At 59.4% G+C, this 14,877-nt stretch carries 15 protein-coding genes; 3 read left to right on the forward strand and 12 right to left on the reverse strand.

Going from position 1 to position 14,877, the window contains the following annotated elements:
• Positions 1–4: 4 nt before the first annotated feature.
• From OO25_RS17480 to OO25_RS17490, 3 genes are all read right to left on the reverse strand, one after another.
• Positions 5–532, reverse strand: coding sequence for a GNAT family N-acetyltransferase (locus OO25_RS17480; RefSeq protein ID WP_040181545.1), 528 nt, complete (start codon positions 530–532; stop codon positions 5–7).
• The gene (locus OO25_RS17485) at positions 529–978 is read right to left on the reverse strand and encodes a YtoQ family protein (RefSeq protein ID WP_040181546.1); all 450 of its coding nucleotides are present in this window, start codon (positions 976–978) and stop codon (positions 529–531) included. The genes OO25_RS17480 and OO25_RS17485 overlap by 4 nt, the downstream gene beginning before the upstream one ends.
• Before the next feature lie 164 nt (positions 979–1,142).
• Positions 1,143–1,778 carry a class I SAM-dependent methyltransferase gene (locus tag OO25_RS17490; protein WP_040181547.1) on the reverse strand — a complete coding sequence of 212 codons (636 nt, stop codon included), beginning with the start codon at positions 1,776–1,778 and terminating at the stop codon, positions 1,143–1,145.
• 87 nt (positions 1,779–1,865) lie between these two features.
• Here OO25_RS17490 and OO25_RS17495 point away from each other — a divergent pair, with 87 nt between their 5' ends.
• Positions 1,866–2,744, forward strand: coding sequence for a LysR family transcriptional regulator (locus tag OO25_RS17495; RefSeq protein ID WP_040181549.1), 879 nt, complete (start codon positions 1,866–1,868; stop codon positions 2,742–2,744).
• Between the two features lie 71 nt (positions 2,745–2,815).
• On the opposite strand, the gene pheT is transcribed toward OO25_RS17495, so the two are convergent.
• The 7 genes from pheT to pyk form a co-directional block, all read right to left on the reverse strand.
• Entirely contained in the window at positions 2,816–5,212 is a 2,397-nt protein-coding gene (gene pheT / locus OO25_RS17500; protein ID WP_040181551.1) for a phenylalanine--tRNA ligase subunit beta, read from the reverse strand.
• An 89-nt stretch (positions 5,213–5,301) separates the two neighbouring features.
• A complete protein-coding gene (locus OO25_RS17505; protein ID WP_040181553.1) occupies positions 5,302–6,120 on the reverse strand; it encodes a PHB depolymerase family esterase in 819 nt (272 codons plus the stop codon).
• A 250-nt stretch (positions 6,121–6,370) separates the two neighbouring features.
• Complete coding sequence (pheS, locus tag OO25_RS17510; protein ID WP_040181555.1) at positions 6,371–7,444, reverse strand: phenylalanine--tRNA ligase subunit alpha; 1,074 nt, start codon at positions 7,442–7,444, stop codon at positions 6,371–6,373.
• 235 nt (positions 7,445–7,679) lie between these two features.
• Positions 7,680–8,045 (reverse strand): 50S ribosomal protein L20, encoded by a 366-nt coding sequence (rplT, locus tag OO25_RS17515; protein ID WP_040181557.1) that lies wholly within the window; start codon positions 8,043–8,045, stop codon positions 7,680–7,682.
• A 15-nt stretch (positions 8,046–8,060) separates the two neighbouring features.
• A complete protein-coding gene (gene rpmI, locus OO25_RS17520; protein ID WP_014873788.1) occupies positions 8,061–8,261 on the reverse strand; it encodes a 50S ribosomal protein L35 in 201 nt (66 codons plus the stop codon).
• A gap of 187 nt (positions 8,262–8,448) precedes the next feature.
• Positions 8,449–8,670, reverse strand: coding sequence for a hypothetical protein (locus OO25_RS17525; RefSeq protein ID WP_014879316.1), 222 nt, complete (start codon positions 8,668–8,670; stop codon positions 8,449–8,451).
• Positions 8,671–8,705: 35 nt separating this feature from the next.
• Positions 8,706–10,151: a pyruvate kinase gene (pyk, locus tag OO25_RS17530; protein WP_040181558.1), complete on the reverse strand. Its 1,446-nt coding sequence runs from the start codon at positions 10,149–10,151 to the stop codon at positions 8,706–8,708.
• A gap of 256 nt (positions 10,152–10,407) precedes the next feature.
• On the opposite strand from pyk, the gene OO25_RS17535 reads away from it, so the two are divergent.
• Complete coding sequence (locus OO25_RS17535; protein WP_040181660.1) at positions 10,408–10,725, forward strand: DUF1244 domain-containing protein; 318 nt, start codon at positions 10,408–10,410, stop codon at positions 10,723–10,725.
• A 91-nt stretch (positions 10,726–10,816) separates the two neighbouring features.
• On the opposite strand, the gene OO25_RS17540 is transcribed toward OO25_RS17535, so the two are convergent.
• Positions 10,817–11,248, reverse strand: a complete 432-nt coding sequence (locus tag OO25_RS17540) for a DUF1489 family protein (RefSeq protein ID WP_040172343.1) — start codon at positions 11,246–11,248, stop codon at positions 10,817–10,819.
• Positions 11,249–11,434: 186 nt separating this feature from the next.
• On the opposite strand from OO25_RS17540, the gene OO25_RS17545 reads away from it, so the two are divergent.
• Positions 11,435–13,732, forward strand: coding sequence for an adenosylcobalamin-dependent ribonucleoside-diphosphate reductase (locus OO25_RS17545; RefSeq protein ID WP_040172341.1), 2,298 nt, complete (start codon positions 11,435–11,437; stop codon positions 13,730–13,732).
• Positions 13,733–14,054: 322 nt separating this feature from the next.
• On the opposite strand, the gene OO25_RS22845 is transcribed toward OO25_RS17545, so the two are convergent.
• Positions 14,055–14,363 carry a hypothetical protein gene (locus tag OO25_RS22845; RefSeq protein ID WP_123580057.1) on the reverse strand — a complete coding sequence of 103 codons (309 nt, stop codon included), beginning with the start codon at positions 14,361–14,363 and terminating at the stop codon, positions 14,055–14,057.
• Between the last annotated feature and the right edge of the window lie 514 nt (positions 14,364–14,877).

The raw sequence follows: 14,877 nt of genomic DNA on the forward strand, positions 1-14,877 counted from the left end.
TCGGTCAACGCGTGATCGTGCGCGTCATCACCAAAGTCGGCTCCCCACGATAAAGCGCATCGTGGCTGGGCTGATACCCAAGTTTCTTGGCAACTTTTACCGAAGCTGCATTTTCTGGGTCCAGAAGACAGCAGGTACGCTCCCATTGCGTGGCCTCCGCAGCCCATCGATGCATCCGGTCAACCGCCTCTGTTGCCAACCCTTTCCCGTGGGCTGCAGGCATAAGGGCCCAACCAGCCTCCGGTACCGCGCCAATCGGTGGATCAATGTCACGGTGATAATCCGCAAACCCTGCCGCCCCGATATAGCGCCCGTCCTCTTGCAGCGTCACCGCCCAATAGCCAAAGCCAAGGGCCTGCCAGTGACCGATGTAGCGCAACAACCGGGTCCAGGTTTCTTCGCGGCTGGCTGGGCGACCGATTGTGTGACGCACCACCACAGGATCCATCCACAGCGCCAGCAGCGCCTCGAAATCATCCAGCTGGTGCGGTCGCAGACGCAGGCGGTCCGTCGTCAGAGTTGGACCTGTCACGCAGGCAGGCTCCCCTTCAGCACGTAGCGCAGGATTTCGACAACTTGCGCTGGCTCCTTCGCCACGGCCAGTGCGGCCGCATGAACCTCCTTCAAAGCGTGCTGATGCTCATCCTGTGACAGCACGATCAACGACTTACCAAGCGCGGCCGCATAACCGGCATCAAAAGCCGCGTTCCACTGTTTATACTTTTCACCAAATCGCACCACGACGATATCGGCCTCTTCGATCCCCTTGCGGGTCCGGATCGCGTTGATCTTGGCGCCCTTGTGATCATGCCAGAATTTGTTCGGCTCCGCCCCCAGAATGGCAACACCGCAATCGTCGCTGGCGTCATGATCGGTCACGGGGCTGCTGAACTGCACATCCAGATCCTTGGCCCCGGCGATGATCTGATCGCGCCAATCGGTGTGAATTTCACCTGAGAGATATATGCTCAACGTCACGAAATGTCCTTTCCTGCGCCAGCAACGGGCAGGCGCGGCCACGCCGTCGAATCCGCCTCACTGCTAAGGTCGCTCATTGATGGATGCCATTGAACCGGACAGAAAACCCGGTCGGCAAGCAGGCGGAGTATTCACCAGCCGAGGACCTTCGTCCAGCGCCGGGATTAACGACGCCTTGCCACCAAGTAGCGACCGGGGGTGGACGCCGGATAATTTCCGGTCTCAACGATCTCGAACCCTGCCTGTTCAACCGCGCCCTCCAGATCTGCCACGCTGAGGAAACGCACGTTGCTCGGGGCCTGTCCAACCAGCCGCATAAGCGGGATCACGGTCAGGAACATCCAATATTTGAAGCTGCCCCGTGCCTCACCCAGACAGGGCGTCTTGGAGATGAATAACTTGCCACTGGGCAGGCGCTCTGCAACCGACGAAAGCGCAGCGTCCAAATCCGGCACCAGATGCAACAGGTTGAAGGCCATCACGGCGTCAAACGGTCCAGCGGGCAACCCATCATCGGCGCATTGCTCAAACCGAATATTATCGGCTCCCGCCTCGGCAGCCCTGTCGCGGCCAATATCAAGCATGGCATCCGACAGATCGGTTGCGGTGATCCTTCCAACTGCATCTGACAGTGCGATTGCCGTCGACCCGGTCCCACAGCCGATTTCCAACGCATGATCCGCCGCCGTGAGATAGGATCTGGTCCGCTCCAATGTGTATTGATAGGCGGCTTCGTCCCTGATCTTTGATTTGGCGTATCTTGGGGCTATCCGGTTCCAGAAGCGCGCGTCGGCTGTCATCAGTCTTCTCCTTGAATGAGAGTGGTTTACCCATACAGGAACCAGCAATAAATTGCTGAAATTCGCAAGGGTGCTATACATTTCCGCATGGATGATCCGGACTGGAACCACATTCGCGCCTTTTTGGCGACTGCTGAGACAGGCTCTTTGTCTGCAGGGGCGCGCAAACTGGGCCTGACCCAACCAACCCTGTCGCGACAGGTTGCAGCGCTTGAGGCAGACCTCGGAGTTCTGCTGTTCGAACGATTGGGGCGCGGTCTCGCGCTAACCTCGGCCGGACATGACCTGCTGAGCCACAGCCGCAAAATGGGAGAAGCCGCTGAGGCACTGTCGCTCGCCGCCACTGGGCAGGCGCAAGCTATTGAGGGCACGGTCCGAATAACCGCAAGCGACGTGATGTCGGCCTATGTGCTGCCACCGGTTCTCCACCAGCTGAGACAACGCGCGCCACGGCTGACGATTGATGTGGTGGCTGCAAATGACATTCGCGATCTGATGCGGCGCGAGGCGGATATCGCCATCCGCCACGTGCGCCCGGATCAGCCCGAGCTGATTGCCCGTCTGGTCAGAGAGTCACACGCCCATTTCTACGCTGCTTCCAGTTACCTGGAGCGCCGGGGCCGCCCGCAATCAGCCGAAGAGATGTCGCGTCATGATTTTGTGGGATTCGCCGATCTGGAGCGGTCTATTGAATTCATGGCCCCACTCGGCATCCACCTGACAGCGCAGAATTTTAGGATCAAATCCACCAGCGGCCTTGCTTCTTGGGAGTTGGTCAAACAAGGATTTGGCATCTGTCCGATGATGACAGCTGTGGCAGATCCAACGCCCGGGATCGAACGCCTGCTGCCCGGTCTGGATCCGATCACCTTTCCAATCTGGCTGACCACGCATCGGGAGTTGCACACCAGTCGCAGGATCAGGTTGGTCTTTGATCTGCTTGCTGACTTCCTAAGCCATATATAAAAACGCGCCCGGAACTGGGCGCGTTTTCAACGTCATACGGTCGGATCGGACAAATTGCCCTCAGTCCGCTGTTATCCGCGCAATGTGCCGCCGGTCGCCTTTGTGACCTTGGCCACGATCTTGGCGCTGACCGCTTCGATGTCCTTTTCGGTCAGGGTCTTGTCGGTCGGTTGCAACCGCACGGTGATGGCCAGCGATTTGCTGCCCTCCCCCAGACTGCCACCGATGAATTCGTCGAACACACGCACATCGTCAATCAGGACCTTATCCGCGCCAGCCGCTGCGTTGACCAAGGTCAGCGCCTCGACATCATCCGTCACGACAAAGGCAAAGTCACGCTCAACCGCCTGCAGATCGCTTTGGACCAATGCACCCCGGTTGGCGCCGGATTTGCGCGGCATCGGCACCTCATCGGGCCAGATGGTAAAGGCCACGGCGGACCCTTTGATGCCCATTTCGCTCAGCACCTTGGGGTGCAATTCACCAAAGACACCCAGCACCTTCTTCGGGCCGAGACAGATCTTGCCGTGCCGTCCCGGATGCCACCAGGACTGTGCCCCGCGCAGGATCTGAACCTTGGCAGGGGCGCCGATCGCCGCCAGAACCGCCTCAATATCAGCCTTGGCATCAAAGGTGTCGACCGCGCGGCTGGCACCGTGCACATCCTTGGGACCGGTCCGCCCAACCAGCAGGCCAGAAATAAGGTTATGCTGCTCACCCGGCTCGCCGCCGTGGAACGCGGGGCCTGCTTCGAACAACGCCAGATCCATGAAGCCCCGCGCCTGATTGCGCGCCGCAGCCTGCAAGAGACCCGGGAGCAGCGCAGGACGCATATGCGACATCTCCGACGAAATCGGATTGGCCAGCATGGTGGCATCATCGCCACCGCCGAACAGCGCCGCAGAGGCCTTGTCGATGAACGTGTAGCTCACCACCTCATTGTAGCCGAGGCTGGCACAGGTCCGACGTGCAATCTGCTGGCGGCGTTGTTGCGGTGTCATCACCGGCGCTGGCACACCATCGGTGAGCCGCGGCAAAGGCTTGCCTTCCAGCTTTGTCAGAGAGGCAATCCGCGCCACTTCCTCAACCAGATCGGCCTCCCCCATCACATCGGGACGCCAGCTGGGAACATGGGCCATATTGCCTTCCAAGCGGAAGCCGAGCCGCGTCAATGTCTGGCGTTGTTCGGATTCCGGGATATCCATGCCGACCAGCGACTGAACCCGCTCCGGATCCAACTTATAGGCCCGCGCATGGTCTGGCACGGCGCCGGCGGTCACCACATTCGACGGCTCACCACCGCAGAGATCAAGGATCATCCGGGTGGCATGATCCAGCCCATCACGCGTGTATTCAGGGTCAACGCCCCGTTCAAACCGGTAGCGCGCGTCAGAGTTGATCTTGAGCGCACGGCCCGTAGTCGCGATCTGCACATGGTCCCAGAAAGCACTCTCCAGAAATACATCTGTGGTGTCCTCGGTGCAGCCCGTCGCAGCCCCGCCCATGATACCGGCAATGCTTTCTGCGCCATTGTCATCAGAAATTACCATCTGACCCTCGGAGAGGGTGTAATCCTTCTCATCCAGCGCCGTCAGCGTCTCGTCACCAGCGGCGCGGTGAACCCGCAGATTGCCAGCCACTTTTGCTGCATCGAACACATGCAGCGGGCGGTTCTGATCGAAGGTGAAATAGTTGGTGATATCCACCAAGGTCGAGATCGGGCGCAGGCCGATGGCGCTCAGCCGGTCCTGCAGCCACTGCGGGCTTGGGCCGTTCTTGACACCGCGGATCAGGCGGCCGGTGAACAGCGGGCATCCGTCCAATGTATCCTCGGCGATCGCCACCTTGATCGGGCTGTCATAACCGCCCTCAACCGGCTCAATCGTGAGCGGTTTCAGCGTGCCCAGACCGCGCGCGGCCAGATCGCGGGCGATACCGCGCACCCCCAATGCATCCGGGCGGTTCGGAGTGATGGCAATTTCGATAACCGGATCGACCTTGGCCGGGGCATTCTGTGCCAACCAGTCAACAAACCGATCCCCAACCTCTCCCGACGGCAGTTCGATAATACCGTCATGCTCATCCGACAGCTCCAGCTCCCGCTCGGAGGCCATCATGCCAAAGCTCTCGACACCGCGGATCTTGCCAACACCAATGGTGATATCCAGGCCCGGGATATACATGCCGGGTTTACACACCACCACGGTGATGCCCTCACGTGCGTTGGGCGCGCCGCAGATGATCTGCATCTCGCCTTCGTCAGTGTCGACCTTACACACCCGCAGCTTGTCCGCATCGGGGTGTTTCTCAGCATGTTTCACATAGCCCAGGGTAAAGTCCTTGAGCCGGTCGGCGGGGTTGGACACGCCCTCCACCTCAAGACCAAGATCGGTCAGGGTTTCTGTGATCTCCTCGACCGATGCGTCGGTCTCGAGGTGGTCTTTCAGCCAAGAAAGAGTGAATTTCATCGGTCCGGTTTCCTATGGCAAGCCATGCATGTTGCAGCAGGCAATGACAAAGATTGCCCCCATGTGCAAGCCTTGGCGCGGCTCAGGGCCTAAGGATAGCTGGGGGTGAGACCCAAAAGCTCATCCAGCTGCCGCCCGATCCAACCGTGTGGAATGAAATGCCCGCCGGGATGCAGATCAAGCGTGACATCGTGCCCCGCGCAGCTCCAGCTGGTGCGAGAGAAGGTCAGAAAGCTGCGCGCCTGCCAGTCCTTCTGCGGCGCGCCCGCGCCCTCGCAACCAAATGCCCGCCGCCACAGAGCCACCGGATAGGTCACATCCTCCCCCGGCCCCATCGGAAAATCCATAACCTGGTCGGCAAGACCATGTACATGACGCACCTCCTCAGGGGCCTGCGGACAGGTCTCAGTCTGATCGATGCTCCCCGCGACCGCCAAAAGCGCCGCCACATCCGCGCCGCTCTGGCAGACATAGCGCCAGGCCATTGCGGATCCGTAGGAGTAACCGGACACATAGACCTTCTTCTGATCGACAGGATAGCGCTTGTTCACATCGGCCAGCACCGCATCGGCAAAAGGCACGTCTTCGGTGCTTGCAGCCCAGAAGTTCCAGCTCTTGCCGCGACCGTTGGGTGTCACCAGCAGGACCCCCCGCCGCTTTGCCGAGGCCCCCACCCTGTCAGAGCGTTGCGCATGTTTGCCCGTCCGGGACCATCCGTGAAAATGCAGCAAAACCGGTAGAGGCGAGACGCCGTCCCAGCCCTCCGGCTCCAGAACGTGATAAGACCGTTCGCCCAACGCACAGGCCACATCTGCGCCGCAAGGGGCAGCATTGCCCTTCCATGGCCCCATCGCGAGGGCAGAGGTGGCAGTCAGGACGGCAGCAAGGGGCAGAACAAATCGCATCATTTCCCCGACACTAACCAAGGTTAGCGCCTTGTCACGTCACATATTTGTGGGGCGGGAAGAGAGCGGGAACGTTCGCACTCGTGCTCGCTCCCTTAGCAGGCGCGGCTGCTCCCACTTTTATTGTAGGGGCCCCTTCTTTCTACCGAAAGACCGTAGGCCCTGCCCTGCCTGAGGATCGGGAGATGTACCCGAAAACGCAAAACGCCCACCTACGATAGGTGGGCGATGCGCGATCTAAATTGTCTAAATCTTAGCGGCTCAAACCACCGTGCAGCGTCGGCACGTCCAGGCATTGGAACCCATAGTGGCGCAACCAGCGCAGGTCGCTGTCGAAGAAGGCGCGCAGATCGGGGATGCCGTATTTCAGCATCGCAATCCGGTCGATACCCATGCCAAAGGCAAAGCCCTGATAGACATCGGGATCAATCCCGCCGGCCGCAATCACCTTGGGGTGCACCATGCCGGAGCCAAGGATCTCCAGCCAGTCATCGCCCTCCCCGATCTTCAGCGTGCCATCTTTCCAAGAGCAGCGAATATCAACCTCTGCCGACGGCTCTGTGAAGGGGAAATGCGAGGCCCGGAACCGCAGGTCGACGCTGTCCACCTCGAAGTAGGATTTCACGAACTCTTCCAGCACCCACTTCAGGTTGGCCATCGAGATGTCCTTATCGAGGGCGAGGCCTTCGACCTGATGAAACATCGGCGTGTGGGTCTGGTCATAGTCCGCACGGTACACACCACCCGGACAGATGATGCGCAGCGGCGCGCCCATCTTCTCCATCGACCGGATCTGCACCGGCGACGTGTGCGTGCGCAGCACATGCGGCGGGCGGTTGTCGCCTTCCGCACGGTGCATGTAGAAGGTGTCCATCTCGGCGCGGGCCGGATGGTGGCCGGGAATGTTCAGCGCATCGAAATTGTACCAGTCGGTGTCAATGCGCGGACCTTCGGCAACGGAAAACCCCAGCTCGGCAAATATCGCTGTCAGCTCTTCGCTGGCCTGGCTGATCGGATGCAGCGTGCCGTTGCGGGTCGGGCGGGTCGGCAGCGTGACATCCAGCCATTCGGTCCGCAGACGCGCGTCCAGTGCGGCATCCGCAAGCCCTGCTTTTTTCGCAGACAGTGCCGCGTTAATCTCGTCCTTCAGCGCGTTGAGAGCCGGCCCTGCGACCTGACGCTCTTCGGGCGTCATCTTGCCCAGCTCGCGCATCTTAAGGCTCACTTCGCCTTTTTTGCCAACAGCTGCGACCCGGATGGCCTCCAGCGCGTTCTCATCGGCAGCATCGGCGATCTGCCCGAGATATTTTGCTTTAAGATCGTCCATGACGGTCCCCTGAATAATGCTGCCGCTCTGCTATCACAGCAGAGGCTGAAAGCAAGCATTTGCACCGGCTCGCAGCCAATCTGAACGCAATCGCGGCAATCCGGCAGCCCCCCACGCGCACCCAACGCCTGCCGCGACGCCACAGACCGGACGAATATGGGCAAATAGGGGCGCGACATGCAAAACGGGCCGCTCTTTTCAGAACGGCCCGCTTGAAATGATCCTGTGCCTGAACTTAGGCAGCCAGGGCGCCCTGTGCTTGCTTCACGATCGCACCGAAAGCTTCGGGTTCGTGGACAGCCAGATCGGCCAGCACTTTGCGGTCCACTTCGATACCGGCCAGGGTCAGGCCGTTGATGAAGCGGGAGTATGTCAGAGCCTCGTCGTGGCTACGCACAGCTGCGTTGATCCGCTGGATCCACAGTGCGCGGAAATTCCGCTTGCGGTTCTTACGGTCGCGAGTTGCGTATTGGTTTGCCTTGTCAACGGCCTGACGCGCTACCTTAAAGGTATTCTTGCGGCGGCCATAATAGCCTTTTGCGGCCTTGATGACTTTCTTGTGACGGGCGTGAGTTGTGGTACCACCTTTAACGCGGGACATATCTCAGATCTCCTCTTAGCGGTCGTAGGGCATGAAGCCCTTGACGATCTTTGCGTCGGGTGCCGACAGGGTAGTGGTGCCGCGGGCGTCGCGGATGAACTTGCGGGTCCGCTTGATCATGCCGTGGCGCTTGCCGGCCTGACCTGCGAGGACCTTGCCGGTCGCGGTCACTTTGAAGCGCTTTTTAGCGCTCGATTTTGTCTTCATTTTGGGCATTTCCGTCTCCTTCAATGCGGGTTCGGTCTATGCGCGACTCGGCATGCCACTCTGGGCCGGCCACGCGAACAGGGGTGCCGTTTACGCAAGCCGGGCCATAAGGGCAAGCGGATTCTTCATCTGAAACACCAAGATTTCATATTCAGGCCTGACGGGACCCGCTGCGACAATCACCCCGCCACGACGCTTAGGTAAATCGGCCAATCACCCGGAAAATTGCCTTGGGGATATCATCGACCTGGTAGCCCCCGGATTTGGTGCTGAACGCATATAGGAGCAGACCAACCGCCAGGACAAGAAAAACCGCCGACACCCTGGGGGTGCGGCGGTCGCTTGCGGCAGACAAAAGAGCGGGGATTGCCAAAAAGGCGAGCAAGAGCCCAAGCACCAGTGCCAGATCCGTATCCATGCTGCGCGTCCTCATTCGGGTAAGACGCGTTTAGGTTACTCCGGGTCGGTGCTGTAGATCAAACGTTCATCACAGGGCGCCACGCGCAGGATGTTGGTGGTGCCCGGAACGTTGAACGGCACACCGGCGGTGACAACGATCTGATCCGTCTCGCCTGCGAACCCGCCAGACCGCGCGGCGCGGGCGGCGCCAACAACAGCGCCTTTAAACCGGTCCTGATCTGTGGTCACAACACAGTTGCATCCCCAGCTCAGCGCCAGGCGGCGGGCGGTGCGCGCCAATGGTGTAAGCGCAATGATCGGCACACCAGGACGTTCCCGCGCGGTCAATAGCGCAGTCGTGCCGCTCTGGGTGTAGCAACAAATCGCCTTGATCTCGGTCTTCTCCGCGATCTCGCGCGCCGCAGCCACGATGGCATCCGCAACGGTATCGCCCTTGGCAGAACGTGATGCCGCAATGATCTGTACATAGGTCGGATCGACCTCCACCTCTGTCGCGACGTTGTCCATCGTTTGCACAGCCTCGATCGGATACTGGCCCGCCGCTGATTCAGCAGAGAGCATGATGGCGTCTGCGCCTTCATAGATCGCGGTGGCCACGTCGGAGACCTCTGCACGGGTCGGCATCGGGCTTTCGATCATGCTTTCCAGCATCTGGGTGGCCACGATCACAGGTTTTGCGGCCGCACGGCAGCGGCGCACCAGACGTTTCTGGATCGGCGGCACGGCAGAGACAGGCAACTCAACACCCAGATCACCACGTGCAACCATAATCCCGTCGGAGGCATCCAGAATTTCGTCGAAGTTGTCGACGGCGGCTGGTTTTTCGATTTTCGACAGCACCGCCGCGCGGCCATCAGCCAGCCCACGGGCCTCGTAAACATCCTTCGCGCGCTGCACAAAGGAGAGCGCCAGCCAGTCCACGCCCAACCCGCAGACAAATTCCAGATCGCCGCGATCCTTCTCCGAGAGCGCCGCCAGCGGCAGCACCACATCGGGGACGTTCACGCCCTTACGATTTGAGATGGTTCCGCCGGTAGTCACAGTGCAATTGGCGAAATCATTGCCGCAGGTCTCAACCTTGAGGCGGATCTTTCCATCGTTGACCAGAAGATGAGCACCGGCCTGCAGCGCCTCGAAGATTTCAGGATGCGGCAGGCAGACCCGGTTTACGTCACCTTCGGCCTCGTCCAGGTCCAGACGGAAGGACGCGCCCTCAACCAGTTCTTCTGAACCGTTGGCAAACACACCTACCCGCAGCTTCGGCCCCTGAAGGTCGGCGAGAATGGCGATGGAGCTGTCCAGATCGGCCTCGACCTTGCGGATGATCGCATGTTTCGCCGCGATTTCCTCGTGGCTGCCATGGGACATGTTCAGGCGAAACACATCTGCGCCCGCTTCATGCAGCGCGCGAATGGTCTCATAGGTTTCGGATGCCGGCCCAAGGGTGGCAACAATCTTTACATTGCGCGATCTTCTCATGGGGTCATCCTCTTCATCGGCTGGAACGGTGTTATCGCAAACATTGCTGCGGCGCTTATCGCCTAAATCCCATTTTGCCGCAACTCCCCTAACGCTTCATCACCAAATGACGACGGACGGATGACATATGGCGCGTAGTTTTCGAGCACCCCAGCGACCCGCCGATTGATCTACCCCCCCTGCCCGCCCTGTCATCAGTTGCCCAGTCCAGGCGCAGCTGTTAGTCAATCGGGTGTTTTCACAGATGGAGCCCGACATGGACAAGCAAACCCAGATCGAACTCGAAGCAGCCGCTTTTCGCAGGTTGCGACAGCATCTGATGGAAGATCGCACCGACGTTCAGAACATCGACATGATGAACCTTGCCGGTTTCTGCCGCAACTGCCTGTCGCGCTGGTATCAGGAAGCGGCCAATGAGCGCGGCATCGAGATGGGCAAATCAGAAGCCCGCGAAATCTTCTACGGCATGACCATGGATGAGTGGAAGACGACCTATCAGACCGACGCCTCTGCAGAAAAACAAGCCACCTTCAAAACCGCATTTGAAGAAAACGTCGGCAAAGAAAGCTCATAACCGGTCAGCCTACCCTCAAAGATCAGACCTGACGCCAGACAAAGGCCCCAATCGGGGCCTTAGCGTTCTCGCAGGTACAAAACCCGCTGGCTCAGATCACCCCGATCTCGGCAAGCGCCTGTGACAGTTCGGGCGGCAATGGCTTTTCCGCCGTTCGCCCCTTTGGCAGGTCTGGCGGCGTATCCTCCGGCTTCAGGTAGCGCCATCCTTGGAACGGACGACGCAGCGCCACCTGGGTCCGGTGAATTTCCGGCTCCAAAACAATGGCACAGCGCCGGACACCGTCGCCACCGATCACCTCATCCAATCGCAAAATCCGTTGGCGGCATTGGATTTGCCCCTTGATCACCCAGTAGATCGACCCGCCATTGAGGATCTCCGCCTCACGCTTGGGCCACATCCGCGTGACATGGCGCGGCAACCCCTCAGGCAGCTGCTTGCGGTACTCCGCCTGCCAGGCCGCCAGCCCGTCAACGGTTTCAGTCCCAACAGAAAGTTTCACAAGATTGATATAGTTATCCACAAGATGCCCACAGAGTCGTCCAGAGTATGAACCCTATATTGTAGGTCGGACTGGCAGATCGACAAGGTGTTGTGGTATGATGAGGATAAATTTACGCCTCAATGTGATTTCAGCGTTGAGGACCGCAGCGCGGCTGGTGTAGGCAGGCCGCCACCTTAGCCACGACCGACCATAGGGATTCGCCATATGAGCCGTTTTGCCGCCCCGATTGCCGAACAGATCTGGGACATGAAGTACCGTTTCAAACAGGCCGATGGCACCCCCATCGACCAGACAGTTGAGGACAGCTGGCGCCGCATCGCACGCGATCTGGCGCGGGCGGAGAGCGACCCCAAGACCTGGGAAGACAAATTCTATAGTGCGCTTGAGGATTTCCAGTATCTACCCGCTGGCCGCATCACCGCAGGTGCCGGCACCGCGCGGCAGGTAACCCTGTTCAACTGCTTCGTCATGGGCACAGTGCCGGACAGCATGTCGGGGATTTTCGACATGCTGAAAGAGGCCGCGCTGACCATGCAGCAGGGTGGTGGCATTGGTTATGATTTCTCCACCATCCGCCCGCGCGGCGCAGATGTAAAAGGCGTCGCGGCAGACGCCTCCGGGCCGCTGTCTTTCATGGACGTCTGGGACGCAATGTGCCGCACCATCATGTCCGCAGGCTCCCGCCGCGGTGCGATGATGGCGACCATGCGTTGCGATCACCCCGATATCGAAGCCTTCATTACTGCCAAATCCGACCCGGCCCGCCTGCGCATGTTCAACATGTCGGTTCTGGTCACCGATCCTTTCATGGAAGCGGTCAAGGCTGATGGCTCATGGGAATTGATCTTTGACGGCAAGATCTACCAGACCGTGCAAGCGCGCGATCTGTGGAACAAGATCATGCAGGCCACCTATGATTATGCCGAACCGGGTGTGATCTTTATCGACCGCATCAACAAGGCCAACAACCTGTCCTACGTGGAACAGATCGCGGCCACCAATCCCTGCGGTGAACAGCCCCTGCCCCCCTATGGAGCCTGCCTGCTCGGCTCCATCAACCTGGCGCGCCTGGTCAAAAACCCGTTCGAGAAGGAGTCCGAACTGGACCCCGAGGGGCTGAAGAACCTGGTCGCAACTGCCGTGCGGATGATGGACAATGTCGTCGACGTCTCCAAATTCCCGCTGGACGCACAGGCACAGGAGGCCCAGAACAAGCGCCGCATCGGCCTTGGTGTGACGGGTCTGGCGGACGCCCTGTTGATGCTTGGACTGCGCTATGGCTCAGACGAGGCAGCGCGTCAGACCGAAGACTGGCTGCACGCGATCGCCCGCGCGGCCTATCTGGCGTCGGTGGATCTTGCAAAGGAAAAAGGTGCCTTCCCGCTGTTCGATGCGGACGCCTACCTGGCATCGGGCACCATGATGGACATGGATGAGGACGTGCGCGACGCCATCCGCGAGCATGGCATCCGCAACGCACTGCTGACCTCCATCGCCCCCACCGGCACCATCTCGCTTTACGCGGGCAATGTCTCCTCCGGTATCGAACCGGTCTTTGCCTATGCCTACACGCGTAAGGTTCTGCAAAAAGACGGCAGCCGCACCGAGGAAGAGGTCGTCGACTACGCCGTGCAGATGTGGCGCGACAAATTCGGCGACAAAGAGCTGCCCGACTATTTCGTCAACGCCCAGACGCTTTCCCCGTCGGAGCATGTCAAAATGCAGGCTGCGGCGCAGAAATGGATCGACTCATCGATTTCCAAGACCATCAACTGCCCCGAAGACATCTCCTTCGACAGTTTCAAGGATGTCTACATGCAGGCCTGGGATCTGGGCTGCAAAGGCTGCACCACCTACCGCCCGAATGACGTGACCGGCTCTGTGCTCTCCGTGAGTGAAAGCGCAGACACGGCACCAGGTGAAACCGCCGATGCCCCCCATGAGGCCGATATCAGCGAGTCCGGTGCGGCAGAAGTGGTCTATATGTCCGAGCCGCTGGACCGTCCGCAATCGCTGGAAGGTCACACCTACAAGCTGAAGTGGCCGGACAGCGAGCACGCGATCTACCTCACCATCAACGACATTATCATCAACGGCCACCGCCGCCCGTTTGAGGTGTTCATCAACTCCAAAAACATGGAGCACTACGCCTGGACGCTGGCCCTGACCCGGATGATCTCAGCCGTGTTCCGCCGTGGCGGTGATGTGTCCTTTGTCGTGGAAGAGCTGAAAGCGGTCTTTGATCCCCGCGGCGGGGCCTGGGTGCAGGGAAAATACATCCCCTCCATTCTCGCAGCGATCGGCGGCGTGATCGAAACACATATGGTTGCCACCGGTTTTCTCGAAGGCGAAGGGATGGGTCTGAAATCAGATCCAAAAGCGGAGGTTGTCTCCCTCAACGCCCCCCGCGGCAAACCCTGCCCGAGCTGTGGCCAATATGACCTGCAAATGGTCGAAGGCTGCATGACCTGCCGCAGCTGCGGCCACTCCAAATGTGGCTGAGTAAGCGGTTTCTGATGTCGTTCTGCGTGTGAATGTACCGACAGCCAATGTTTGCATTTTTTCGGGGTTCTCAGACATTTTGTGCAAGCAAAGTGTGCACATTGGGGTCTCGGTCGGGGAATGGGCTTGATTGGTGGGTTTTTGGCTCACCTCTCACCGAAACGGCGACATAGACCGCTCTGAGGCGTCGCTCAATCCGCGGTGTAGATCCGTCCTTGAACCAAGGAACTGAACGAGGGCCGCAGTACTCCTGCGGCCCTTCTCGATGGTGCAGTCGGATCTCGCCAGGAAAGCAAGTTGGTGGCGCTAGGCTGTCCAACACTCACCGCCGTCTGGTGCCGTCGCCTGATGAGTTCCGGTGCTGTAAAGCGGAACCGCTAAATCTTACAGGCGGGAACGGAGCGGCAGAGAGCCAGTCGCTGGTTTTCTGAGCATGACAAAACATACCTTTGAGGCATTCGATTAGAATTTCAACTTTGCGGCCGTTGTCCGATCCTCCTACCCAGTAGGGTTCGCCCTCTTCAGTGTGATGCAGGACCGGGGCTCCACTGAGTTCATTCAACAAAGCCCGGAGGTGGCGGAGGACATCCTGCCCATCGTCGAGCTGTTTAGCTTGGAAGATGTCTTCCATTTTCGTCTCACTGATCTTTTCGACCGCGAAACGAAGTGAAACCGGCAAAGCCTCTTGCACGGTCGGTAGCGCATCGCGGAGTCGCCGCTGGCTTGCGATTGCCTCGACCGCTGACTTCTCGATCCCGGCGTCGATACGGGAACAAGTTCAAGGCCATGTAGGACAGCGATAAATTCGAAGCCTGAATAGGTCAGCGTATCGGTCGCGTCACCTGCATCGCCAAGCATATTAAAGATAAGATCGACAAGACCGTCGGCGGCAGTTTGTAGAACGCCGAGTGTTGGCTGCCCTCCGAGAGCGCGGGCGAATATGTCGCGACCAGCTTCGCCGATAATTGGGCCTCTCTTATCAGGCACTCTGTAAGTATTTGTTTCAGTTGCGAGGGCCACACCAGCCTGTTCCGCAGAGATCCGATGGGCCGACAGCTTAGTACCCGGAGCCAGTTACCATTCGATAGGAAGCATGTCGGCCAAACGCACGTAGTCGGGTGTCTTCATTATCACACTGTATCTAG

The sequence above is a fragment of the Phaeobacter sp. S60 genome (assembly GCF_000826845.1).
Classification (GTDB): Bacteria; Pseudomonadota; Alphaproteobacteria; order Rhodobacterales; family Rhodobacteraceae; genus Phaeobacter; species Phaeobacter piscinae.

Excerpts from the sequence above, each read along its gene's own strand:
- pheT (WP_040181551.1), bottom strand. The coding sequence starts at position 5,212 with ATGAAATTCACTCTTTCTTGGCTGAAAGACCACCTCGAGACCGACGCA.
- rplT (WP_040181557.1), bottom strand. The coding sequence starts at position 8,045 with ATGTCCCGCGTTAAAGGTGGTACCACAACTCACGCCCGTCACAAGAAA.
- OO25_RS17545 (WP_040172341.1), top strand. The coding sequence starts at position 11,435 with ATGAGCCGTTTTGCCGCCCCGATTGCCGAACAGATCTGGGACATGAAG.
- rpmI (WP_014873788.1), bottom strand. The coding sequence starts at position 8,261 with ATGCCCAAAATGAAGACAAAATCGAGCGCTAAAAAGCGCTTCAAAGTG.
- pheS (WP_040181555.1), bottom strand. The coding sequence starts at position 7,444 with ATGGACGATCTTAAAGCAAAATATCTCGGGCAGATCGCCGATGCTGCC.
- OO25_RS17495 (WP_040181549.1), top strand. The coding sequence starts at position 1,866 with ATGGATGATCCGGACTGGAACCACATTCGCGCCTTTTTGGCGACTGCT.
- OO25_RS22845 (WP_123580057.1), bottom strand. The coding sequence starts at position 14,363 with ATGGAAGACATCTTCCAAGCTAAACAGCTCGACGATGGGCAGGATGTC.
- OO25_RS17505 (WP_040181553.1), bottom strand. The coding sequence starts at position 6,120 with ATGATGCGATTTGTTCTGCCCCTTGCTGCCGTCCTGACTGCCACCTCT.
- pyk (WP_040181558.1), bottom strand. The coding sequence starts at position 10,151 with ATGAGAAGATCGCGCAATGTAAAGATTGTTGCCACCCTTGGGCCGGCA.
- OO25_RS17525 (WP_014879316.1), bottom strand. The coding sequence starts at position 8,670 with ATGGATACGGATCTGGCACTGGTGCTTGGGCTCTTGCTCGCCTTTTTG.
- OO25_RS17490 (WP_040181547.1), bottom strand. The coding sequence starts at position 1,778 with ATGACAGCCGACGCGCGCTTCTGGAACCGGATAGCCCCAAGATACGCC.
- OO25_RS17535 (WP_040181660.1), top strand. The coding sequence starts at position 10,408 with ATGGACAAGCAAACCCAGATCGAACTCGAAGCAGCCGCTTTTCGCAGG.